Source organism: Sanguibacter sp. TS_SC_8 (assembly GCF_055361235.1).
The window spans coordinates 2,057,565-2,080,571 of record NZ_CM143955.1 but is presented as its reverse complement, the minus strand read 5'-3'; the positions used below and the strand labels follow the sequence as shown (position 1 = coordinate 2,080,571).

Here is a 23,007-nt window from a genome sequence, read left to right as displayed (position 1 = left end):
GTCACGAGGATGTCCGCTAGGTCCGACGACATCGAAGTATCGCACTTCGGGGGTTGCGGGTCGAGTAGGCGAGCGTGTTCTCGGTTGCGCTGTCCTTGATGCCGAACTTGGCTCCCACGTGCGTGGCCCGTAGGTGCACAGGGCGAGGATGGCGATGTCTCTCTCAATGAGCCGGGCATGCGGTGTCGTGAGGATGTCCTCAGCAGAAGACCCGTCCCGTCTCGCGCCAGTCCCCGGAGCCATGGCCAGTTCACCTCCCAAACGATCCCAGCGGCGGGCAGAGGTCACCGTGGCAGGCGTTGCCGACAGCGACCATCGCGTCCCACTCGGCCTTCGCGGAGGCGTACCCGGCGGATTCGTAGCCGTGGGCGCGGCACGCCAGGTGCGCAGAGCTGGGCCCCGGCCGTCCCGAGTTGCCGGGTGAGGTAACCACTCACAGAGTAGATAGATCACCTCATCCGAGACGCCCAGCAGACCAGGAGATTGCAATGTCCTCTCGCAACACGTTCGTCCGAAGCATGCACGATCTCGGTCTCGCCGCATGGTTCGGCGGTTCACTCATGGGAGCCGTCGGGCTCAACGGAGCGGCCGCGGAGGCGAAAGACCCGAGAGAGCGACTGCGACTGTCGTCGGTCGGGTGGGCGCGCTGGACGCCGGTGACGATCGCCGCCGTCGGCGCTCACGCGATCGGGGGCCTGGGACTGATCGTGGGCAACTCCAAGCGGCTCGCCGACCAGGACGAGGCGCGCTCGAACACGACGGTGAAGACCGTACTGACGGTCGCGGCCGCTGGGGTCTCGCTCTACTCGGGAATCCTTGGTGCCAAGATCGCCAAGCACGCGAACGAGGGCGCTCAAGGCGCCACCGAGCCCTCTGTGTCCGCGTCGGACGAGCTGGCGAGCGCGCAGCAACAGCAGAAGGTGCTGCAGTGGGTGATCCCAGGGCTGACGGGCCTTCTCGTCGTCCTTGGCGCCCAGCAGGGCGAGCAGCAGCGCCCGCTGGCCGGCAAGCTCAAGGGCCGCTGAGCGGGCGCCCCCAGACCCGGCACGGGACCTGGCGCGGCACGGGACCTGGCGCCCAGCGCTCATGACGACCCGACCACCTTCGCGCATCGAGGCAGGTTCGTCCAAGCCGTCCAGCCGTGAACGTCAGCTTCAGGACGAGGTCGCCGAGCTGGCCACCGCCCTCGGGGAGGCTGCGGTGGAGATCCGGGTGTGGAAGAAGTGCGTTGAGGGCCGCCCGGGCCCTTCAAGGACTTCGAGGTGATCCGCACCGAAGCGGGATTGTCGACCACGAGTTTCTGCGCCCTGTTCGACATGCCCGAGCGCACCTGAAGACCTTGGCCGTGGCGCGGCCCTAGATGAACAGGAGCTGGGCGCCGGCGGTCTTCTCGATGAAGTCGGCGGCGGAGATGACGCCCTCGATGTCGTCCCGGAAGTCAGACTCATCCAGGTCGTACATGTCCGCTGAGAGCCGACACGCCCACAGGTGCCCGCCGGCCGCCACGATCTGGTCGAGGAACTCCGGTACCTCGGGGACGTCCATCGCGGCCATCTGCTTCTTCATCATCTTCGTCGTCATGGACGAGACGCCGGGCATGGGCGCCAGTGCCTGCGGCATGCGGACCTCCTCGGGCAGGCGGACCCTGCCGAGCACGCCGGGCCGCGGGAGGTCTTTGAGAGGCAGGTGCATGGCGGTGTTGGCGACCGGCGAGAACGCCAGGTCGTTCATGCGGGACTTCATGATCATGTCGAAGCCCCAGAAGGTGAAGAACATGTGCGTCTCCACCCCCTCACCCAGGGCGGCGTTGGCGAGGATGAGCCCCGGGTACGCCATGTCGAGGGTGCCCTTGGAGCAGATGATGGCGAGCTTGCGGTCGGTCTCCTCGTCGTCGAAGTTGGGGACGGGGACCGGTGCGGGGCTCGTGTCGGTGGTCATGTCGGTGCCTCTCAGACGCAGCCGTGCGGCTTGGGGAGGCCGGCGATGTAGGACATCTTCCGGCCCGGCTTCTTGGGGAACAGCGCGAACTGCTCCTTGACAGGGATGCCACCGACGGTGTTGACCCGCCGGGTGGTGGCCGTCACGCCCTGCACCTTGTAGTCCTCCCGCAGGAAGCGGATGACCTTCCAGTGGGCGTCGGTCATCTCGATGCCGATCTGCTGGGCGAGCACGCGGGCGATGTCCTCGTCCCACTCGTCGTACTCGGTGAGGAAGCCCTCGTCGTTAACGTGGACCGGCGTGGCGTTGATCTCGATGACGGGCATGGTGGTCACTTTCCGCTCGCGCCGGCGGTCTCCTTGCCGGCCATGGACATGTGGGATGAGACGGGCATAGGCAGGCCGCGCAGGAGCACGTTCCAATACACGTGGCGGAAGGCAAGCTTCCCCCAGTGGTTGGCGCGGGTCTCCTTGAGCAGGCTCAGCGGGCCGAACCTCGCGTAGGGGTAGACCCCGGGCAGCGGCTCGGTGTCGTAGTTGAAGTCGATGAGCAGGCCCTTGCCGTGCCCGGACTCGATGAAGCAGTTCGCGTGCCCGTCGAACAGGTTGGTCATCGGGCGGCCGTGAATGTGGTTGAGGAAGTTGTCCACGAGGCCGTCGGCCTCGAAGTGCGCGACCGAGCCTGCCTTGGAGGCGGGGATGTCGTTGGCGTCGCCGATGGCGAAGATGTTCTCGTATGCCCGCGAGAGCAGGGTGCCCCTGTCGACGGGGACGTAGTTGAGCTCGTCGCCCAGGCCGGAGCGGGCCAGATAGTCCGCGCCCATGTTCAGCGGGATGGTCACAAGCAGGTCGAAGGGCACTTCGCGCTCGTCCATCGAGACGAGCATCTTGGTGTCCGGGTCGATGTGCTCGACGGCGAAGTCCGGCTCGAGGAGGATGTTCCGCTCCTCGAACATCGACCCCAGGTGCGCGGAGGCGACGGGCTTGGTGAACGGCCCCTCGAGCGGGGTGACGTAGACGATCTCGACCTTGTCCCGCATCCCCTTCTCCTCGAAGAACGCGTCGGCGAGGAACGCGAACTCCAGCGGTGCGACGGGACACTTGATGGGCATCTCGGTGATGTGGACGGCGAGGCGCCCGCCCTCCCACGACGAGAGCTTGTCGCGCAGGGCGACGGCGCCGTCGAGCGTGAAGAAGTCGAAGATGCTGCGCCGCCACTCGCTCTCCGCCATGCCCGGCGTCTCCTCCGGGCGTGGGGAGGTACCGGTGGCGATGACCAGCTGGTCGTAGCCCAGCGTCCGACCGTCCGCCAGGAGCACACGGCTGAGCTCCGGCTCAACGCGGTCGATCTCACCGAGGACCAGGTCGACACCGGAGGGCAGGTACCTATCCCGGGGCTTGATGAGGTCCTTGGGCGCGTAGACACCGAAGGGCAGCAGCAACAGCCCCGGCTGGTAGAGGTGGACGTCGTCGCGATCGACGACGGTGATGCGCCAGTCGTCCCGCCGCAGCTTCCGGCGCAGCTTGTTCGCCACCATGGTCCCGGCCGTGCCGGCCCCCAGGATCACCAGATGCTTCATCGCAGTCTCCGCTCCGTCGCAGTACCTCTCAAGCGTCCTCCCGGACGGGCCGCGGATGACCGGGCCATACGTCCTGCCGCGAGCGGTATCTTCGGACCCGGACGGTGCGAGTTGCGTTGCTCGTGGAGCCGTTGACGCCTGCGCGGTCGGCGCGTTCTGGCCGGTACCCGGCGTCGCGGGTGTGGGTGGCTCCCAGACGCGAAGACTTGGTGTCATAGCCTCGTGGCAACAGTGCTGGTTAGCGAGGGGTACGGGTGTGGGACGCAGGATGATGACGGTGGCGGATCGGGTGGAGATCTCCACGGGCCTGAAGGCGGGGTGGTCGGTGCGCAGGATCGCAGGTCATATCGACCGGGCACCCTCGGTGGTCAGTCGGGAGATTCGGCGTAACTCCACAAAGACTGTGGGGTACCGGTTGGTTGCGGCGGCCTGCCGGGCCGAGCGGAGCCGCAGCCGCCCCCAGGCGGGGAAGATCGCCGGCGACAAGGTCCTCAAGGCCCGGGTCCTGGCGGACCTGAGCCGGTCGCGGGCCCCGCGTCAGATCGCGGGCCGGCCCAGCACGCGGCGTTGACGCTGGCCACGACCATGCCCGTCTACTTCGCCCACCCCAGGTCAACCTGGGAGCGCGGCACGAACGAAAACACGATCGGGCTCATCCGGGAGTACCTGCCCAAGGGCACCGTCATCACCAGCCACCAGCCCTACTCGGGCGCCATAGCCAACGCGCTCAACGACCGGCTCCGAGCCGCCCTCGGCTTCTACACCCCACGAGAGATGTTCGACAAGCTTCTCAACGACAGTGTTGTCTCCACGCCTTGACACCAAGGATTGGCTATCCCCGATTGGTCCAGGCGAAAGTCAAACCTCAAAGACCTTCAGCCACGCGGCACTACGTCGCCAGACCACTGCTCGAGACCGGCAAGTTCTGACTGCTCCTACACTCTGAATTGCAATGAACCACCATCTACTCTTCGTAGCCGACCCCTTGCGACACCCGGCGCAACTCCGATGCACCAAATTAGGCGCTAAAAGTGGCTTCGATACCGTTGATGATCCGATTCACATCAGCAACGTCCCCTGCGGACAACGAACCTCCTTCGGATAGGGCGTTGATGATTTCTAGCTCACCCCACTGACTGCGAAAATGCTGCGCACGTGGGTCATCGGCCGCTTCAGCAGCATCGACCGAACGCTCCAACTCTAGAACGAAACGTGGATACGCACCACGACCTTCTCTAAATCGCTCGACAGTGGAGCGCACGTCCAGCTCGATACTCATTTTGGCCTCAGGTTTCCATAGGAGACAGTTGCGACTCGGCCGCCGGCCCCAGTCACAACACTGATATTGTTATACGGAGCGTAGTAGATCGTAGTCCCCCTCGCCCTGACGCCTGGAGCCCATTTGCGATGGCATCGTCGACAGCACTTGGCGGAATACCTCTTCCTTGCATCCGATCAAATGCGTGACCTGAGTACGGCCGCCCTCCAACGTTACCAGGAACACTTGCACCGGGCTGGATCTCGATCGGAAATCCCTTACGTCTGTCTCGTACCGGGTTTAGTGGAGGCTCAGAACTGACGCTTCGACGGTAGTCGAGGCGGGGTTGTGACGGTAGTGGTTGGTCTCGTGCTCGGCGGGTGGGATCAGGCCGATCTCCCCGTGTAGGCGTCGGTGGTTGAACCAGTCGATGTATTCGGCTGTGGCGATCTCGAGGTCGTCGATGCCTTTCCACGGGCCTTTGTTGCGGACGAGCTCGACTTTGAACAGGGAGTTGAAGGCCTCGGCGAGGGCGTTGTCGTAGGAGTCGCCGGTCGTGCCGACCGATGCGACGGCGCCTGTTTCGGCGAGGCGCTGGGTGTAGCGAACCGCGACATATTGAACGCCTCGATCGCTGTGATGTGTCAGGCCCGACAGGTCGCGGCCTTCGCGTTTGCGGGTCCAGATCCCCATCTCGAGGGCGTCCAGGGCGAGGTCGGTGCGCAGCGACGTCGACAGCTGCCAGCCGACCACCCTGCGGGAGAACACGTCGGTGACGAACGCGGCGTAGACCCACCCGGCGAAGGTTCGGCAGTAGGTGATGTCCGCGACCCACAACTGGTCGGGTGCGGTCGCGGTGAACGCTCGCTTGACCAGGTCAGGGCGGTAGTCAGGGCCGCGGCCAGGGACGGTCGTGCGTGGCCCTTTCGCGCGGCTGATCCCGCGCAACCCCGCTGCCTTCATGAGCCGGCCCACCGTGCAGCGCGCCACCGCATGTCCTTGCCGATGGAGTTCGGCGTGGACTTTGCGGACCCCGTAGACACCGTAGTTGGCCGCGTGGAGGCCCTCGATGACCACGGTCGTAGACATGTCTGAGGCCGAACGCGCCGACGGCGGGCGCGACCTGGCCGCGTAGTACGTGCTCGGGGCGACCTGTCACCTATTCGCGCAGCAGTCCCCTCTCCCCATATGAGGACCCAGATGTCCGGAATCGCCGACACCAACACAATCGATCTTCGCCCAGGAGGCTGACCGCAGCTTCCTGCTTGTCATGGTCGAAGAACGTCCGTGGGGATCCCACTCTGGCCAGGCCGCACAACTGCTGGATAAGGTCAACGTCTACGCCGCATATGTGCTCGACGGGAGCATGACCCGGGACTATCCCGAGACCGCTGGCGCGCCGGTCCGAATCCGACTCGACTGCACCGAGATACCCACCGGCCACTTCGCGCACATCACCGCCCATGCCACGAGCCAGCTCGCGGCGCACGCCATCGACTTCCATGTTAATCCGAGGAGCTGACCGGGAAGCGGGTGCTGAACGCGGCGACGAAGGAACGCAACTCGACCGCGGCCGGATCGTCCCGATGGCCGAGTTCGGCCTCGGCAGCGTCGACCAACCCGGCAGCACGATCGAGGTCACCAGCAAGCATCCAGGCCACGGGCAGCCGGTAGACCAGCTGGTGCTCGAACCCCAGGCCCTCGCTCATCAGCTCGCACAACCCCGTCAGGGTAGAGCCCGAATCCATGAACGGCAGGGCAAACTCCCTGACCGCCGCGACGAGGTCCTCCACGCTTGCGCCCGGGTCATCCACACTCACGATCCAGGCCCGATATCGTGACTCGGGCATCAGATAGCCCAGCGGGCAACTCACCGTCGGCGGCAGATAGCCGTGGGACTTCTCGTTCCGCAGTTCGGCAACCACGCGTTCGACGCCCTGGTGCCGAATCCCGACCACCGGGTTCACCTCGAACTCGCCCGCCGGCCTGTGCTGGCTGGCCCTGTTGAGACCGAGCCAGCCGAGCACATCCTCCGCGACCTCTCGGGTGAAGATCGTGCCCGCGCGCTTCTGGAAGCCCAGCTCCCGCAACGGTGCTGAGAATTCCTGCGACAGCATGCGCTCAATTGTCAAATACGACCCTCGCCCAGTTGACATGAGCACTCCAGCCATCGAGTCCAAAGGCCCAACCAGTGATCAGTCGATGAGTCGCACGCATGTCGGCGACCTCGGTGGCCCAGTGCTCCTCGGGCGCCCCCTCCCTACGCTCGACGAGATAGTGACCACCAACCTGCTTCTGCGCCTGAATATAGGTGTCCCCGCCAGAGTCCGCCATCCTCTCGAGGATCAGGAAGGTCCCTTCTCCTGCCTCAATATCGTCAAGCAGCATGAACAGCAGGTCCTCCGACGGGTCGTCCCAAGTCTCGCCGCTCTCAATCGTGACACGCAAGGCCGGCGCGGCGGAGGTGGCAACAACGACTGGCACCGTGCGTCGCCTATGAATATGTTCCTGTCGCGGCACAGTGATCGACACACCCTCGCCATAGTCGGCGCGCCACACGGACACAAACTGTCGCAATGACTCACGGATCACTGGAAGACTGTCAGAAAGACCTTTACGCTTCGTCCAGACTTCCGCCTCCTCCACTGCCCCCCTAAGAAGTGCAATCATCGTTTCAGGAGCCTCCTCCACAGATACGAGAGGGACGGCGACCTGCATGGCCAGTCGCGCATCCTTCTTACGATACAACCCGATGCGGATACCTTGAAATCCCACTGGTCGATAGACACTTTCGACATGGAACACTACAGTCACTTGAATCGGACTTATCGCATTCAATCCATGTTGGACAGAATTTAATTGACGACTCATGCGGCCGATGACGTCGGCGATATCCCGACTCGCCCGGTCCGAATCGATCACAGACCCAATAGACAGAGCGTACATTTCATCGTTTGTCACCATCTCGTCAGCCACCCCATCTCCCTGCCCAAGGTTCCAGATTTAAGGGTCCTGGGTCGCGTTCTACGATCCATCTTTCAAGTCCCAGCATCTCGGATCTGCGCCCAGTCGTCATTTCGACAAGTCTACGGCCCGCCATCTGTGTAGAAGGATAGCGTGTAGCTGGATTCTGAGAGATGCCCCATTTAAGCAAATTTCCACTGTCGGTTTCGAGTCGATACAAGGTAGCCGATCGCATACTTGAGAGCGAATTGCCGTGAAGAGAAGGGGAGGCGGGGGCCCGCACAGTGTTGGGATTTGCGGCAAATCTACCGTCCGCTGAGCGCAATATGCCATTCGGTCCGGTTCGTGCCGAGTTGGCTGCCGCAGCTTTCGCGGCCGCCGTTTTCGCCGTAGAAGCTGCTTTCGCTGCGGCCGCTTTGGCCGTAGCAGTTTTCGCCGCCGCCGCTTCCGCTTTGACTGCTGCTTTGGCGGCGTTGGCTGCCTTGTGTGCGGCGGTGATCTTGTTGGCGAGGTTCGTCACGCCTCTGGTGATTCCTGCGCCGACACCTCCGGTCAATCCCCCGACGACGGTTCCGAAGGCGAGGCTTGTTGCAAAGCCCTTCAGACTGTAGGAGCCTTGGCCGTCATCGCCGGTGAAGGCGTAGCCTGCCACTGCGCTCGCGGCTCCGGCGATGGCGAAGGTGGTCGCGGATGCCGCGATTCCGCCGGCGGCGGTGGCCGCTCCCACGCTGACGAGGACGCCGGCGCAGATTCCGGCGGTTGCCACGATGCACGCGGTTACCCCGATCCCGACCACGATCGCGGCGGTGACGCCGGCGTAGGTCCGCCAGTTGTCCTTGACGTGCTTGCCGACAGTGGAAGCGGTGTCTTTGACCCAGCTGCCGGCTTTCTCGGCCCAGTCTGGCCAGTAGCCCAGGACGTCGGTGGTGGTGAGGGGGTCGCCCAGGACGTAGGCGTAGCGGTGCAGGGTCTGGGGTTCGCGCAGCAGTCCGCCCCAGGCGTCGGGGGTGGTGAAGGTGGCGGTGGTGGGGTCGTAGCTACGGGCGTAGAAGTTGACCAGGCCCAGGCCGGGGTCGGTCTGTTCGCCGGTGTATCCGACCCGAGTGTCCCACCCGGTGGTGTGGAAGGCCTGCTGACCCCACGGGTCCCAGCTGGTCGTCTCGGTGATCGCCCCGCCCGCGCTGACCTGGGCGAGGGTGGAGCCGAGGGCGTCGCCCAGCAGCCAGGTCCCGCCACCGGTGGTGGCGGTGCCGGTCTGGGTAGTGATGGTGCCCATCGGGTCGTAGGTGTAGGCGGTGGAGCCGTGGTCAGGGTCGGTACGCCCGGACAGGGTCAGCCCGTCCCAGGTCTGGGTGATCTCCCTGTCGGATAGGGCCGTGACGAGGTGTTCGCTGACCTGGCGTCCCAGGGCGTCTCGGGAGTAGGTGGGGACTGCTGCACGAATAGGGGACAGTTCGTCTCAGGCGGCGAGTGCGACCTGAGTGGTCATGATGGCTTCGTATTCGATGGGGGTCAACCGGCCGAGACGGGCTTGCCTGCGGCGGCGGTGGTAGGTGCGTTCGATCCAGGTGATGATCGCCAGTCGCAGCTCGGTCCGGGTGGTCCAGCGGTGCCGGTCCAGGACGTTCTTCTGCAGCAAGGCGAAGAAGGATTCCATGGCTGCGTTGTCACCGGCTGAGGCAACCTGACCCATGGATCCGATGAGGTGGTGGCGGGTGAGTTCGCGCAGGAACTTCCGGGATCGGAACTGGCTACCGCGGTCGCTGTGGACCACGCAGCCGGCCACGTCACCGCCCCGACGCTGGACCGCGGAGCGCAGGGCATTGACCGCGAGAGAGGCTTCCATGCGGTCGCTGATGGAGTAACCCACGATCCGGTTCGAGTAGACGTCCTTGATCGCGCAGAGGTAGACCTTGCCCTCACCGGTGGCGTGCTCGGTGATATCAGTCAGCCACAGCTCGTTCGGGGCGTTGGCGGTGAACTTGCGCTCGACGAGGTCGTCGTGGGCTGGTGGGCCCGGCTTCTTGCCGTTCTTTCCGCGCTTCTTCCCGAACGCGCTCCACCAGCCGTTGGCTGAGCAGATCGCCCACACCGTCCGGTCGCAGGCCCTGTGGCCCACGGCGCCTGCTTCGTCGGCCAGGAGGCGGTGCCCGAACTCCGGGTCGTCGCGGTGGGCGTCGAAGAGGGCGTTCGCCAGGTGCGCTTGACGCAGTTCCAGGGTGGTCACCGGGTCAGCGAGCCAGCGGTAGTAGGGCGCTCTGGAGAGCTTGAGAACCCGGCAAGTCACCGTGACGGGGATCCCGTCAGCGGCAAGGTCACGGACCAGCGGGTAGCTCATTTTCCCGGCAGGTGCGCCTGGGCGAAGTACGCCGCTGCACGGCGCAGTACCTCGTTCTCCTGCTCGAGCAGCCGAACGCGCTTCTTGGCTTCACGCAGCTCGGCCGACTCCGACGCCGTCACGCCGGGACGTTTGCCGTCCTCGACATCCGCGGCTTGGAGCCAGTTGCGCAGGCACGAGTCGGAGATCCCGAAGTCCTTGGCGATCTGGGCAATCGGAGCCTCGCCGCGCCGGGCGATCGCCACGACGTCGTCGCGGAACTCCTTGGGGTGAGCTTTAGGCATGGTCAACATCCTCCCAGCAGTGCCCACAGGCACCACAAGTGGGGTGTCACCTATTCGTGCAGCAGTCCCGTGACGTCTATCTCGGGTGCGTCGATCGTCAGCGGCGCCCCGGCGCTGTCGTAGCTGGTGGTCGTGGTGGCGGGCTGCGCCCCGGGGGTGGTGAGGTCGAGGGTGTTTTCGGTGGTGCGGTTGCCGGCCTGGTCGTAGGTGTAGGCCGTCTCGGCCACAGGTGTCTGGCCGGTGGTGGTGGTCGCCGCGGTGATCTGGTTGGCGGCGCTGAACGTCGCCGCGATGCTTGTGGTCACCCCGCCGGTGGCGGTGGTGGTGGCGACGCGGTTCCCGGCCGCGTCCCAGGTGTAGGACTCCTCGGTCGTGGTGGTTGTGGTCTCCAGGCCTGGTGCGGTGTACCCGGTCCCGGCGATCAGCGCGCATCCCTGCGCCCCGGGCAGGGCCGCCGGTCCGGCCGAGCGCGCGGTGGCCTGGGTGGGGGTCAGCTGCCCGACGGCGGTATTGGTGGCGGTCAACCGGCCCAGCCCGTCGTACGTCGCGGTCAGCGCCTGGGAGAAGACCGTCCCCGCGCTTCCGGTGTCGGTGCGGGTGCTGGTGGCGACCTGGCCGCCGGGTGTGTAGGCGTACGTCAACGCGATGGCGTCGATCCCAGTACCCTGCCCGGTCCCGGGTAGAGTCCGCCCGGCGAGGTAGTCCGCGGCCGGCAGGCACGAGACGGCCGTGTCACCGGTCAGGCTGGTGCTGGGCGACGCTGCAGCGAACGGAAAGTCGGGTGCGGTGGTGTGGGTGATCGCCGTCGGGCGCCCGAGCCCGTCGCGTTCATAGGTCGTGATGACGTCCGCGGCGCCGGTGGTGGCGCGGGTGATCGACGCCAGCTGGGCGGCAGGGTCCAGGACGTAGCTCTCCACGCCCAGCGCCGTCGTGGTCGAGGCCGGGTACCCGGCCTCGTCGTAGGCGTAGGTGGACTTGGTCCCGTCGGCGAGGGTCTTGGCCGCGATCCGCCCTGCTGCGGTGTACCCGGTGGTGATCGTGCCCGCACGGGTGCGTTCACCGGTCACCTGACCCACCGCGTCGTAGGTCCATCCCGTCTCACCCGAAGGGTCGATCGTGGAGATGAGGTTCCCGACGCCGTCGTAGGCGAAGTCTTCGACCCGCTCGGGCACACCGGGCGCGGTGTAGGTGCGCCGGGACAGTTGCCCGGTCGGGGTGTACTCCACCGCCGTGGTGCGCCCGTCGGGGTCCACCGTGCCGGACAGCTGGCCGGTCTCGTTGTAGGTGTAGGACTCCACCGCTCCCAAGGCGTTCGTGGCCGAGACCAGACGCCCACCCGGGGTGAAGGCCGCCGCGGTGACCTGCTCGAGGGGGTCGATCGTCTTGATGAGATCCCCGGTGGGTGAATAGGAGTACGTGGTGACCACGTTGGTGTCCGGGGACGGCGCGGCGCCGCCAACGGCGTTGGCGACGACCTCGACGAGCTGGCCCGCCGGGTCGTAGCCGTAGCTGGTCACCGTCCCGGACGGGGCCCCGGTGGCGACCTGGCGTCCTGCGCCATCCCAGGTGTACGTCGTCGTCTCACCCAGGGCGTTGGTGACGGTGACCGGGTTGGAGACACCGTCGTAGGTGACCGCGGCGACCTGCCCGAGCGGGTTGGTCTCGGTGACTACCCGGCCCGCCAGGTCATAGCTGGTCGTCCACGCGGCCCCGCGGGTATCGGTCTCACGGGTGGTCCGCCCGGCCCAGTCCACGACCAGGTCGGTGCGCACGGCGTCGGCGTCGCTGGCAGCGACGACGTACCCGTCCTCGTTGTAGGAGTACGTCGTCGCCGCGCCCGAGGGGTCCAGGGTCTGCAGCAGCTGGCCGGCACGGTCGTAGGTGTAGGCGGTGGTGTTCCCGGCAGCGTCGGTCGCACCGATCAAACGCCCGGCCCCGTCCCACGTGAACACCGTGGTGGCGCCGGCCGCGTCGGTGGAGGAGATCAGCTGGGACAGCTCGTCATAGACGAGGGCGGTCGCGTTGCCCTGCCCGTCCCTGACACCGGTGACGTTCCCGGCGCCGTCGTAGGAGTACTGGGTGGACACGCCGTCGGCGTCGATGGCCGTGACCACGCGCCCGGCGTCGTCATAGGTGTAGGTGGTGAACCCACCGGCGGGGTCGGCCTGGTCGAGCACCCGCCCCACCGGGTCCAAGGTGGTGCTCCACTGTCCCCCGAGGGGGTCTGTGACTCCCACGGCCCGGTGCGCGGCGTCCAAGGTGTACGCGGTGACCGCCCCCAGCGGGTCGGTCTGGGACGTCAGGGCGTCTTCGCGGTTGTACGTCAGGTGCTCGGTGGCGCCTTCGGCGTCGGTGACGCTGATCAGATGCGCGAGGCTGTCCCACTCCATCGTCGTCACCCCGCCCAGGGGGTCGGTGACGGTTGTGGTCAGGTCCAGGGCGTTGTACCCGTAGGCCGTCACCCCGCCGTCCGGGGCCGTCTGGGTGATCAGGCGTCCGGCCGCATCGTAGGCGAAGGTCGTCTTCGCACCCGCCGGGGTGAGCGTGGACGCCAGGCGGTTACCCGCGTCGTAGGCATGCGTGGTGAGCCGGTCCAACGGGTCGGTCTCGGTCAGCAGGTTCCCGCGGGAGTCCCAGGTGAACGTGGTCACCGCACCGGCCGGGTCGGTCGCTGAGGTGAGGTTCCCGCTCGGGTCGTAGGCGAAGGTCGACTTCGCCTGGGCCCCGACCTGGGTCGCGACGACGCGCCCTGCGCTGTCGCGTTCCACCGTCGTGGTCACCGCACCTCCGGGTGCGGGCTCGCGGACCTGGACGAGGCGCCCGACTGGGTCGTACGTCATCACCGTCACGGCGCCATCGGGGCCGGTGACCTCCACCGGGCGACCGGCCGCGTCCAGGACCAGAGCGGTGGTGGCCCTGTCCGGATCGGTCACCGCCGTCACCGCGTCCAGGGCACCGAACGTGAACGTCGTGGTCGCACCGAGGGGGTCGGTGGAGCTGGTGATCCGCGACCGCCCGTCCACCCCATACGTCCATGCCGACCCTTCAGCGTCGGTGTAGACCGTGGACCCCGGTGTGTACGCCAGCGTGCGGACGTTGCCCTGGGCGTCGGACTGGGCACTCACCCGGCCCTGGGCGTCGTAGGTGTTGACCTGATACGTCACGCCCGACTCGTCCACGCCGGTGAGGATCTTGCCCTCGCCGTCGTAGCCGAAGGACCGGGTGCGCCCGTCCGGGCCGGTGACGGTCGTCAGGTTCCACGCGCCGTCATAGGCGAGAGTCCAGCTGCGCGAATCCGGGGTGCTCAACCCGGTGACCAGGCCTTGAGCGTTGGTCACCACGGTGATCACCTGGTTGCCCGGGAGGGTCACCTGCGTCAGGGCGCGGAACAGCGGATCCCCGGTCAACGGCGCGTACGTCAAGGTGGTGACCGCGCCATCGGCGGCGCGGATCTCGACGAGGTCGCCGACTCCTTCGGGGTGGGAGGCGTCGAACACCCACACCTCGCCGTCGTCGATGGCCAGCTCCAGGCGCCCCCCTCCGGCGTCGTGCAGGCGGGCGCCGTTGTTGGCGTCGGCCGCGAAACCGCCCACCCCGTCGGGGGTGAAGGTGTAGGACGCGCCGTCGCCGCGGACCACCATGACCGAGCCGTCGTCGAAGCGTTGCGCCCGCGCCGACCATGTGCTGGTCCACCCGCGCCCGAACCGGGACACCCGATCGTCCTGGCCGTTGTGCACCAGCGCGGTCTGGGAGGACTGACCGCCCGGCCCCGAGGTGGTGAACAGGTCGAGCAGGGTGACCAGGTTCCCGGTTGCGAAGTTCACCGGGTCCGCGCCGTAGGCGGCGTAGTTCTTGAAGCCCAACTGCATCCACGCCGACATCTGCGCGGACGTGGGAGGCGCGGGCCACCCGCCCCCGCGGTCAGGGTTGGTGCAGTCGAACCCCTGGGTCTCCAGGTAGCGTCCCATCGAGACGAACACACCGTCCACGACCGAGGTGAACCCGGCGTCGATGACGGGACGGTCGAAGTTGTGGTCGATGTACAAGGTCTCCAGGTGCATCAACGCACCCGGCACTCCCGCGAAGTCGTCATAGGGCAGGTTCGCGCGCGAGGTCGGGTTCGCCGGGCGCCCCGTGTACACCGGGAGGGTGTCCAACGTGGCACCGGCCAGGCCCACGTCCGCAGGCCCCCCGCGCGAGTAGATCTTCGACCCGCCGTTGCCGACGTTCCCCCACGGTTTCCCCAGCGCAGCGTCGAAGGCCAACGTCGTGGTCAGCACCGGGTCGTGCGCCAGCGCCATTCCCGCGCGCACGCTCTGATCCACCATCGGCGCGGACGTATCGGTGCGGGTGACGACCACGTCGGCCAGGCACTGCTGGGTCAGCTTCGCCGCGACCTGGTTCGCCAGCGCGACGTTGTACGCCAGCTCGGTGGCCGGCCCGCCCGGCCCGGTGGTGTGGGCGATGTCGTTGTCGGGGTCGAGCACGATCCGGGGACCGGTCGCCGCGACGTCCCTGTCGCCGATGACCACGAACTGGGACAGGTGGTCCACGTGCGCCACGACCACCCCGCGCCCGGCGTCCAGGTAGGACGGCAGCAAGGTCCAGGCCGCGCTGGCGTCTTCGCGTGTGGCCACCCGCACCGAGCCTGCATCCACTCCCGCCAGGTCGCCGGCGGGCACCGTGATCTCCACCACGACGCCCGGGGTGATGGCCTCCTCCACCAGCGGGGTCACTGTGGCCGGGATCGTGTCCCAGCCTGAGCCGTCGGCGGCCGGCGTCGTCCCGATCGGGGCGCCGTCGATGCCCTCCCGGGGGCCGGCCAGTCGGTGCTGGCCGCCGGGGCGGCGCTGCGCGCCAGGAGCGTCGAGGTCGAGTCCGGTCCGCCCAGGACCTGGCTGCCGGTCCCTCCGCTTGCCGCGGTGGCGCTGTCTGAGCCTGCGGCGTCGGGCGCGGTGACGGTGCCGGTGCCGGGGAACACGGTGACGTCGGTCCCGTCGGCTGCGGCGGCGTCCACGTCGAAGACCGACCCGATCGCGACGCCGCCCATCACGAGTGCGGCCTCCTCGGCCGCGCCGGCCGGGAGGCGGTCGACCGTGACGTCGAGAGTGTCCTGGATCTGCGCGCCGGAGAACGTCACGGTGATCTCCGGGGAGACCACCACGCTCTCCTGCCCGGGGGCGATCTCACCCGTCGCGACCTGATCCGATGCCGCAGCGGGCGCGTCAGGCGTGGCGGTCGGGGTCGGCGCCGGGATCGTGGTGGCCACCTGGGCCTGGGACTGCGCCCACGCTGCCGCGCTGGTGACCGCAGGCGTCGCGCTCAGTTCCGCGGCCTGCACGGGGACGGGAACACCGAACCCGGTGACCACCACCGCCGCGGCCAGCACCCCCGCCACGACCGCGCGAGACGGCCCCACCCAACGCATGCCTCGTGCGGTCCTGACGATCACAGTGCTGCTCCCCCTGCGCGTGAATCCATCCGGGCACGAACCGCACCCTGTGTTGTGACACCCAGACCGACCAGGGCCACCGCGGCGAACAGCCACAGCCCCACGCTCGCGCCCGTGGACGCCAGCTGCTGGTCCCTCACCGGCTTCTCCAGGCACCGCGCCAGCTCCACGGCGTCCGGGACCCCGTTGGCGTTGAAGTCTTCCGTCCCGGTCGCTGCGACCGCATCGCCCAGGATCACCGCCTCGATCCAGTTCGCGACCCCGTCGCCATCCACATCACCGGCCAGCGTCTGCGCCGGGCAGCCCGCCTCACCGCACAGCACCCAGCCGACGAAGTCCGGGATCCCATCCCGGTCAGTGTCCTGATTACCGCGGGCGCACGTGGCGTCCCCGCAGGCCAGCACCTCGACCCAGTCGGCGATGCCGTCCCCATCGACGTCATCCCACGGCTGCGCGCAGCTCACACTCCCGCAGATCGCGTCCTCGACCACATCGGCGACGCCATCACCGTCCACGTCCCCCCACCCGCGGCGATCAACGAGACCCGTGCCCACGAAAGGCACACTCGGATCCACCGCACCGGCGGTGAACGTCCTCGCCGACACCTCCATCGAGGCCATCACCCGAGCCACCTCGCCCGCCGGCCCCTCGACCCCTGCGGCCTGCGCCGGCCAGGACACGACCACACCCACCAGCCCCATCACCAAGACGACAAGACCAGCACCAACACGCCAACGTGCAACCGCGACCACGAGAAGCCCCCTGCTTCTTGACCGCGACGAACTCACGGCAACGCCCGCAAACTAGCACAACGACCCATTTCTCCAGCAACGGTCTTCTCACCCCGCAGGACCTGCCCGGTGCTCCACGGGATCACTGAGCGACAACTCCACCGAAGACGGCCACAACAGGGCAGGCCTGCTACGCGGCCGCGGTCCGAGCCGATGCCCCGGACCCAGAACCCGGCTCTGACCTGCACCGATAGGCGCCTGCTCACCTCGTCACGCACACCCCAGGTGGCGATGCTCAAGGCGCCTCCGGCCCGCCGCGCCGTGGCGACCCCGCCGGACCACCAGGGCAATGTCGGTCCGCTGCGCATGGCCCGAACTTCACCCACACGGCCCCTCATACCCGCCGGTCGCCAACCGATGCGCGCCGCTGTCAGCGCACTCGATCGAACCGCAGGTTCTCATCGATCTCCTGCCGCGTGCATTCAGGGTCGAGTTGGTGAAGGCGTTCGTACAGCGCGTCGGCTAGTTCCCCTGCTCGAGCGCTGTCTCCGTCGGCGAGGAGCGCTTGGACGGCATCTCGGTGCAGAGTCTCTGAGCAGGGTTCGGCGCGGATCCCGATCATGGCGGTCTCGACCGCGGCCCGGTTCTGACCTCTGCGAAGTTGGACTCCGGTAAGGAGGTGGGCGGTGTAGGCGATGAGTCCGATCATGGTCTGGATCTCGGTCTCGGCCCAGATGAACACCGTCCCCCCGATTCCAAGGAACGGGCGGTCTCGTACGAGGCGAAGTGCCGCAGCAAGGTCGGTTGATCCATCCGCACCTGCGGCAAGGCCGCGACGGGCGTAGTCCTGGAAGTCGGTCCAGTCGCAGGTCACATCGTCGCCCAGGCGGTACGAACCGTCGTCCCCGACGTCAGTTCAGACACCCCGACGACAACGTCGTCAAATCGTGTCCACGCTCGCCTACGGAAGTCCTTGGGTCCCCAAGTGGGTCCTACCGGGAACGAAACGGAAAAAAGGCCACCACCGCTCTCGCGGTGATGGCCTCCGACCTGCGTAAACGCTGGTCGGGATGACAGGATTTGAACCTGCGACCCCTTGACCCCCAGGGACCAAGGTGGCGCGAGTCTCTGCGAGTTCCCACGCACGTCATCGCAGGTCAGCGCCTACGTTTTGTCCACCAGCGTCTACTCATGGCTACCTCGATCCACCCCCTTCCCGGGGACTTAGGCCCCCAGTTAGGCTCCACAAAACAGGGGCGTCTGATGGCTCGTGGAGGAGCTGGTCGACATGGCACGAGAACGGCGCGAGCGCGGCGAAGGTGGCATCTACTACGACGCTCCACGTCGGCGATGGAGGGCCCAGTACGATGCCGGCCTCACCGCCAACGGGACACGTCGCCGAGCAAAGCTTTCGGGCAGGACCCGGACGGAGGTCAAGCAAAAGCTCGCCGACGCCCTGCAGGCCGTCGCACTTGGCCAAGACCTTGATCAACGGTCGATGACGTTCAATGAACTCGTCGAGCTCTGGCTCAAGCGCGGGTTGCCACACTCACTCTCTGAGAACACGCGGGTCAACTACGCTCGGCAACTTCACGGCCATGTAGCACCCCTCCTAGGAAAGAAGCGGCTCGAAGACCTCCGCCACCGCGACATCGAAGCAGTACTCGACCGCATGGTCGAGAAGGACCTGTCCGCGAGCACCACCCGACTGGCCCTCACCCTCATGCGCCGAGTCCTCCGCTTCGCCGAACGACGCGACCTCGTCACACGCAACGTCGCCAACGTCGTCGAAGCCCCAGCTGGCAAGACCAAGACCAGAAGCGGCATCACCCCCGACGAAGCCCGCCGCCTCCTGCAGGCGGCGAACTCCCACCGGCTCGGACCGTTGATTACGCTCTCCCTCTACCTCGGGCTACGCCCCGGCGAAGCAGCGGGACTCACGTGGGGCGCCATCGACCTCGACTCCACTCCCCCAGTCGTTCACATCACGCACAGCCTGCAGCGCATCGCCGAGCAGATGGTCCTCGGCCCAGTGAAAACGCCGACCAGCAACCGGACCATCGCCCTGCCGCCGGCCTGCGTCACGGCGCTGGAGCGCCAGATCGAACTCCAGGCCCTCGAGCGGTACAAGAATCGCGAGGAATGGAAGAACTCACTCGATCTCGTGTTTACCACGGAGGTTGGGACGCCCCTCAATCCGTCGAACGTACGTCGAGGCGTTCAGGCCGTCGCCACCCGCGCAGGGCTTGGGCACTTCCACCCCCATCTTCTGCGCCACGCAGCGGCGAGCCTCATGTCCGCAGCTGGTATGCGGATTGAAGACATCGCCGACACACTCGGGCACCGATCGATTATCGTCACCGCTGAGATCTACAGGCACCCGGTAGCCATCACGAGAGACCGCCACCTTGGAGCAATTGAGAGGCTTCTGGGATCTTCAACGGAAACGCACCAGGCTCGCGCGCAGCCAGACGGCGACCTGCCTACCCAGACCTACCTCGTGACCTGAGCGCCCTGGAAGGACTCCCAGCCAGGAACTGAGACTTCGATCACGAGTCGACCTCGCCCTACCGACAAGCGATGCGCCCACCAGACTCAACCCGCGCTACACCCTCGATTGCGATGAGCCACCTAAGCTCATCGCAATCCAGAGTGTAGGAGCGATTTGAATCCGCCAGTCGCCAGGAGTGATCACATCACACCAAGTCCAATGCCCCCTGCATACCATCTACATCAACAGCCACATTTAAAGCGCGCCTTGGCTTGCGATCACCTGGGGTTTCGGGCCAAAGCACGTCATTCTTCGAGAGGTTTGCCTTGGATAGAAGAGGACCGCCGACAATACGAGCCAGGAGAGCAGTTTGGTCGTCTTCCAGTTCGCTAAGGCGTGTCAATACGGTGAGGAGATCAATGAACTCCACCGTCCAACCATGATCCCAAGCCTCCACATGGACGTTGTCGAGAGGTGAAGTCTTTTTACCGCCCGGTGCGCTCTTGCGGTAATTGACCCACGAGCTGATGACATTTTTGCCACCAACGGTGTAGTCCCATGCGGCCTGGCTCACCGGACCAAATTCGCCCGTACCCAAAATCACAACTCCGCGACCAGCATCGTACCTGACCCCGTCTGGCATCGACGTAATTGCTGTACGCGCCAGGGGTTGCGCTGGGTGGCCAGACGGGTACCGGATATTGTTTGCGAGTCGGTTCCCACTGGCATAGACAGCCCCGTACGTTTGGGCCCACAACACGTTTTCGCCGAGCATGACCGCCTCATCGAAAAGTTGGGCACTACTTGTTACTGGGACACGAATACCAGGCGTGGAAAGGTCAGCAGCAAACGTCTCGATATACGCGGGATGCGCAACGACGCCCGCCACGTAAGCGAGCAAGTCCCCCTCTGTCACCGGTCGGCCAAAGACTCCAGTAAGAGCCTCCGCAAGGCCAGGAGTCACGTTCGCGCTTTTATCAGCGTGATAGAGGGGAAGCGTGCGCCCGCCCTCAGACCCCTTGAAATAATGTAGGTCGGGCACTAAAGCACTGAATACGATTCCGGGGCCTTTCATCGGCTTACGTGCATGCATTTCAATGACAAATACTTGACCCGGGACGTTCCGCGCGGCCCACAATGTAGGGCGCGGCATGTCGAGAACTCGACTATCGGGAAGCACCCATTGCCGATCGAACGAGCGGTACCCAATCCGTTCTGGGGGCACCATCGCTGCTCGGTCGTTCGCCAGTGGTTTTCTTGCAGGGCAGGTCACGCCAGGCAGAGGTGTAGGAAGCTTCGCGAGGGTCCGGTCACGCGTCTCCTTGAATAGTTCGGTTCGCGCTACAGGGTCTTGTTCACCCTGCAGAACATCCCATCTCTTCTCCAGGATCCCGCTGGATGGTGCAAAAGGCCATCGTCGGTTACCTGTCACGCCAGGCGAAGCCCAGGGGAAAATGTCATCCATCGCAGGGAACGTGTCCCACGCTCCGGTGGGAGCTGGGGTGAAGGATGCCTTCCAGTCGGTCCGCGTGTCTTGCCAGTCGTTCCCAGACAAGCGCAGCCCGGCCAATCCTATGAACTTATCAGCCTGACGCCCATGGAGAGCTCGGTAGTGGATCGTTGCTGGAACGTCACGAGAGGTGCCAGTTTTACGAATGAACAAACCGATCGCCAGCGGCTGTCGTACGCCGGGGAAAATGCGTGTCGGGACGTCGGGCGTTTGCCCTTCGGGCGTCAGGTCGATGATCCAACCTTCGCTGGCGTATTGACGCATATACTCACGCATGCCAGTAAACCCAGGGCCGGCCAGGTACCCCGACGGGGTAATGAAGCACACGATTCCTGCGTCACCATCGCCTGCGGCGTTTTTGGTGGACTCCCATGTCTTCCATGTTGCCCAACGCCAGAAGTACACGTAGAGATTGTGCAAATTATGCAGGTGGCGACCCACTTCCGGATCAAAGAAGTCATCGAGAATTCCACGTGAGTTTGCACCATTGGCACCGCTGCCTGCCGTCACCCATCCGCCAATTGCGTCTGCGTGTTCACGGTATGGGGGGTTGCCAATGACGACAGTTACATTTTTCCTTGCTTTGATCTTGTTGGCTCTGCGTCGCGACTGGGCGATGACTTGCAACCCGGAGCCAAGTTGAGCTTCTGCTGCGTGAGGGTCGTCAAGGGTGTCTGTAACGTACAGACGCATCCCTCCAGGCGGTGCGGTTGCGCCGTAGGATTTCAGGAGGTCGGAGGTGCGAAGTTCGGCGACGGCATATGGGCCCATCTGGAGTTCGAATCCTGCCAAGCGCTCTGCGGCCTGTGTGACTTCCCCACCTTCAGCGCCGTCGCCGTTCTCGTGGCGCGCTCGCTCGGCTACGCGATGGAGGATCGTATGCAGATAGGTTCCAGTGCCCATCGCGGGGTCCACCGTGAACACGTCCGGATCACGGAATCCCAACGGCTTGTCGAGTTTCGTTTCCAACGCCTCTTCAGTCAGGCGCACCATCTCTTCGACTACCTGGCGAGGCGTGTAGTACGAACCAGAGGCTTTACGCAGGTCATTGTCGTAGAGTTCAAGGAAGTGCTCATAGAGATGCAAGTAAGTGTCAGAGCGGCCGTCGCGCACGCGGGACCATTCGACAGCACTGACAACTCGAACGAGTAGATCCAGGCCGACCTTGAAGTCAGCGGCCACGTCTGCCGTCAATAGTTGCAGCGCTTTGCCCATCAAAGAGTGCTCCGCGCCCAAAGCCGCTCCAACAGAATTTAGCGACCGACCAGTAATATCAATTCCCTCGGTCCGAGCAAGGAGCAGCGCAAACGTCACCGCTTGGGCATAGCCGTCTGCAAACGTCTGGTCATCAGCGGTCGGGAAGAGGATAGCTCGCCAGTCTTCAGCGAGACCACTGAACGGCTGAATATCTGGGTCGCGACCAGCAGCTTCGGAGACAGCCAACGCCACTTTTTCTAACGCGAGTTGGTCTAGGACTTCGCCTCGAAGCAATCGCGTTAGCGGCGCAATCGCCCGCACCAAGGCCGACACCGACGTAATAGGCGCCGGTTTCCACTGTAAGAAGTTTGTCAGGAGCCCTTCAAACTCTTCGGGGGCGCATAACTTGGCGCCAGCCGAGGCTAAATCGCCCCCAGTGAAGCGCACCGGCTCACCGACAAGATCTCCATCACGGTATAGGCGCCAGTCAGTGCCGTTCGTGTATACAAGGTTGGGTAGGTCACGCTGACGCTCCCACTGAACCTCGTCATGCCCGGTAAACCCCTTAGGGTCTATACCGCGCCCAGGTGCTTTCACCTCGATGTACCCGACGATCGCACCGCCAACGCTGACGCCATAGTCGGGGCGCACGCGCCGACTTGTCTCACGCACTTCGTCGTGGAAGACCGCAGAGACGCCCAGCGCTGTGCCGGCAGCGGTGAGGAGCGCCTCGAGCGGAGCACGGATCGCCGCCTCTCGTTCGCCTGGCCCGGCTAACTTCGTCTTGCAATGGATGCCGAATGCCTGTACTGCAGCGGCGCGCCAAATGGGTGCTGTCATCCCAGCATCCTAGTCTCGGACTTCTATAGTGGAGTGGCCTGAGACTCGTGTCGTGGCACACGATGTCGTTCGCGTCTGCTTCGCCGCTCCGCTCTAGCGAGATGGCCCAGCCAAGGCCTTGGTGCGTCTTTGGTCAGGCCGCAGGGTGAATCGAGATCCGCCCGGTCGGCTTCTATGCGCTTCGTTGGAGCCCTCTTGCTGCGCTTCGATACGTTGTAGCGGTGAGGTCTCGTCAGCGAGTTCCGCGCCGGAGAAGCGCAACCGGTTGTTTGAGCAGGAGAACGAGGTGCTGCGCCGAGCTGCGGCCACTTCGCCCAGTCGGGTCCTCCGGAGAAATGAGCCACCCGCTCGTGAAAGAGGTCGCCGTTGGCGGGTTCCCCATGGCGTTGAGGTGTCGGGTTCTCCAACTCGCAAGGTAGCCATAC

At 65.6% G+C, this 23,007-nt stretch carries 17 protein-coding genes and 2 pseudogenes; 5 read left to right on the top strand and 14 right to left on the bottom strand.

From position 1 onward, the window contains the following. Nucleotides 1–488: 488 nt before the first annotated feature. Nucleotides 489–1,025, top strand: coding sequence for a hypothetical protein (locus ACWA15_RS09395; RefSeq protein WP_464054797.1), 537 nt, complete (start codon nt 489–491; stop codon nt 1,023–1,025). Between the two features lie 331 nt (nt 1,026–1,356). Here the strand turns inward: ACWA15_RS09395 and ACWA15_RS09390 are convergent, their stop codons facing one another. Genes ACWA15_RS09390 through sqr form a run of 3 tightly spaced genes read right to left on the bottom strand, consistent with a single transcriptional unit; the run spans nt 1,357 to nt 3,517 of the window. Continuing rightward, on the bottom strand, nt 1,357–1,938 hold the full coding sequence (locus ACWA15_RS09390; protein WP_464054795.1) for a DsrE/DsrF/DrsH-like family protein: 582 nt from the start codon (nt 1,936–1,938) through the stop codon (nt 1,357–1,359). An 11-nt stretch (nt 1,939–1,949) separates the two neighbouring features. Beyond that, nucleotides 1,950–2,264 (bottom strand): TusE/DsrC/DsvC family sulfur relay protein, encoded by a 315-nt coding sequence (locus tag ACWA15_RS09385; RefSeq protein ID WP_464059471.1) that lies wholly within the window; start codon nt 2,262–2,264, stop codon nt 1,950–1,952. A 5-nt stretch (nt 2,265–2,269) separates the two neighbouring features. Continuing rightward, nucleotides 2,270–3,517: a type III sulfide quinone reductase, selenoprotein subtype gene (gene sqr, locus ACWA15_RS09380; RefSeq protein ID WP_464054794.1), complete on the bottom strand. Its 1,248-nt coding sequence runs from the start codon at nt 3,515–3,517 to the stop codon at nt 2,270–2,272. Between sqr and ACWA15_RS09375 the strand changes: the two genes are divergently transcribed. Together ACWA15_RS09375 and ACWA15_RS09370 are read left to right on the top strand one after the other, a co-directional pair. Beyond that, nucleotides 3,426–4,088, top strand: a complete 663-nt coding sequence (locus ACWA15_RS09375) for a transposase (protein WP_464054793.1) — start codon at nt 3,426–3,428, stop codon at nt 4,086–4,088. The two genes, sqr and ACWA15_RS09375, sit on opposite strands and share 92 nt — an antisense overlap. A gap of 20 nt (nt 4,089–4,108) precedes the next feature. After that, nucleotides 4,109–4,336 (top strand): annotated as a pseudogene (locus ACWA15_RS09370) (transposase); the annotation flags it as partial. A 199-nt stretch (nt 4,337–4,535) separates the two neighbouring features. Here the strand turns inward: ACWA15_RS09370 and ACWA15_RS09365 are convergent. Both ACWA15_RS09365 and ACWA15_RS09360 read right to left on the bottom strand, forming a co-directional pair. After that, nucleotides 4,536–4,796 carry a hypothetical protein gene (locus ACWA15_RS09365; protein WP_464054792.1) on the bottom strand — a complete coding sequence of 87 codons (261 nt, stop codon included), beginning with the start codon at nt 4,794–4,796 and terminating at the stop codon, nt 4,536–4,538. Between the two features lie 279 nt (nt 4,797–5,075). Then, nucleotides 5,076–5,918, bottom strand: a pseudogene (locus ACWA15_RS09360) (IS3 family transposase); the annotation flags it as partial. 127 nt (nt 5,919–6,045) lie between these two features. On the opposite strand from ACWA15_RS09360, the gene ACWA15_RS09355 reads away from it, so the two are divergent. Then, nucleotides 6,046–6,297 carry a hypothetical protein gene (locus ACWA15_RS09355; protein WP_464054790.1) on the top strand — a complete coding sequence of 84 codons (252 nt, stop codon included), beginning with the start codon at nt 6,046–6,048 and terminating at the stop codon, nt 6,295–6,297. On the opposite strand, the gene ACWA15_RS09350 is transcribed toward ACWA15_RS09355, so the two are convergent. From ACWA15_RS09350 to ACWA15_RS09315, 8 genes are all read right to left on the bottom strand, one after another. Further along, entirely contained in the window at nt 6,281–6,892 is a 612-nt protein-coding gene (locus ACWA15_RS09350) for a hypothetical protein (RefSeq protein WP_464054789.1), read from the bottom strand. The two genes, ACWA15_RS09355 and ACWA15_RS09350, sit on opposite strands and share 17 nt — an antisense overlap. A 4-nt stretch (nt 6,893–6,896) precedes the next feature. Further along, complete coding sequence (locus ACWA15_RS09345; protein WP_464054788.1) at nt 6,897–7,751, bottom strand: hypothetical protein; 855 nt, start codon at nt 7,749–7,751, stop codon at nt 6,897–6,899. Beyond that, a complete protein-coding gene (locus ACWA15_RS09340; RefSeq protein ID WP_464054787.1) occupies nt 7,744–9,015 on the bottom strand; it encodes an RHS repeat-associated core domain-containing protein in 1,272 nt (423 codons plus the stop codon). The genes ACWA15_RS09345 and ACWA15_RS09340 overlap by 8 nt, the downstream gene beginning before the upstream one ends. Nucleotides 9,016–9,198: 183 nt before the next feature. Beyond that, a protein-coding gene (locus ACWA15_RS09335; protein ID WP_464054785.1) for an IS3 family transposase occupies nt 9,199–10,361 on the bottom strand; the annotation gives its coding sequence in 2 pieces (ribosomal slippage) (nt 9,199–10,080 and nt 10,083–10,361; 1,161 coding nt in all). 50 nt (nt 10,362–10,411) lie between these two features. After that, nucleotides 10,412–15,097 (bottom strand): DUF6531 domain-containing protein, encoded by a 4,686-nt coding sequence (locus ACWA15_RS09330; protein WP_464054784.1) that lies wholly within the window; start codon nt 15,095–15,097, stop codon nt 10,412–10,414. Continuing rightward, nucleotides 15,094–15,789: a hypothetical protein gene (locus ACWA15_RS09325; protein ID WP_464054783.1), complete on the bottom strand. Its 696-nt coding sequence runs from the start codon at nt 15,787–15,789 to the stop codon at nt 15,094–15,096. Before ACWA15_RS09325 ends, ACWA15_RS09330 begins: the two co-directional genes overlap by 4 nt. Before the next feature lie 20 nt (nt 15,790–15,809). Then, on the bottom strand, nt 15,810–16,565 hold the full coding sequence (locus ACWA15_RS09320) for a hypothetical protein (protein WP_464054781.1): 756 nt from the start codon (nt 16,563–16,565) through the stop codon (nt 15,810–15,812). Between the two features lie 409 nt (nt 16,566–16,974). Next, nucleotides 16,975–17,418, bottom strand: coding sequence for a BTAD domain-containing putative transcriptional regulator (locus tag ACWA15_RS09315; RefSeq protein WP_464054780.1), 444 nt, complete (start codon nt 17,416–17,418; stop codon nt 16,975–16,977). A gap of 396 nt (nt 17,419–17,814) precedes the next feature. Between ACWA15_RS09315 and ACWA15_RS09310 the strand changes: the two genes are divergently transcribed. After that, complete coding sequence (locus ACWA15_RS09310; RefSeq protein WP_464054779.1) at nt 17,815–19,053, top strand: tyrosine-type recombinase/integrase; 1,239 nt, start codon at nt 17,815–17,817, stop codon at nt 19,051–19,053. 187 nt (nt 19,054–19,240) lie between these two features. Here the strand turns inward: ACWA15_RS09310 and ACWA15_RS09305 are convergent, their stop codons facing one another. Continuing rightward, nucleotides 19,241–22,582 (bottom strand): type ISP restriction/modification enzyme, encoded by a 3,342-nt coding sequence (locus ACWA15_RS09305; RefSeq protein WP_464054778.1) that lies wholly within the window; start codon nt 22,580–22,582, stop codon nt 19,241–19,243. Nucleotides 22,583–23,007: the final 425 nt, after the last annotated feature.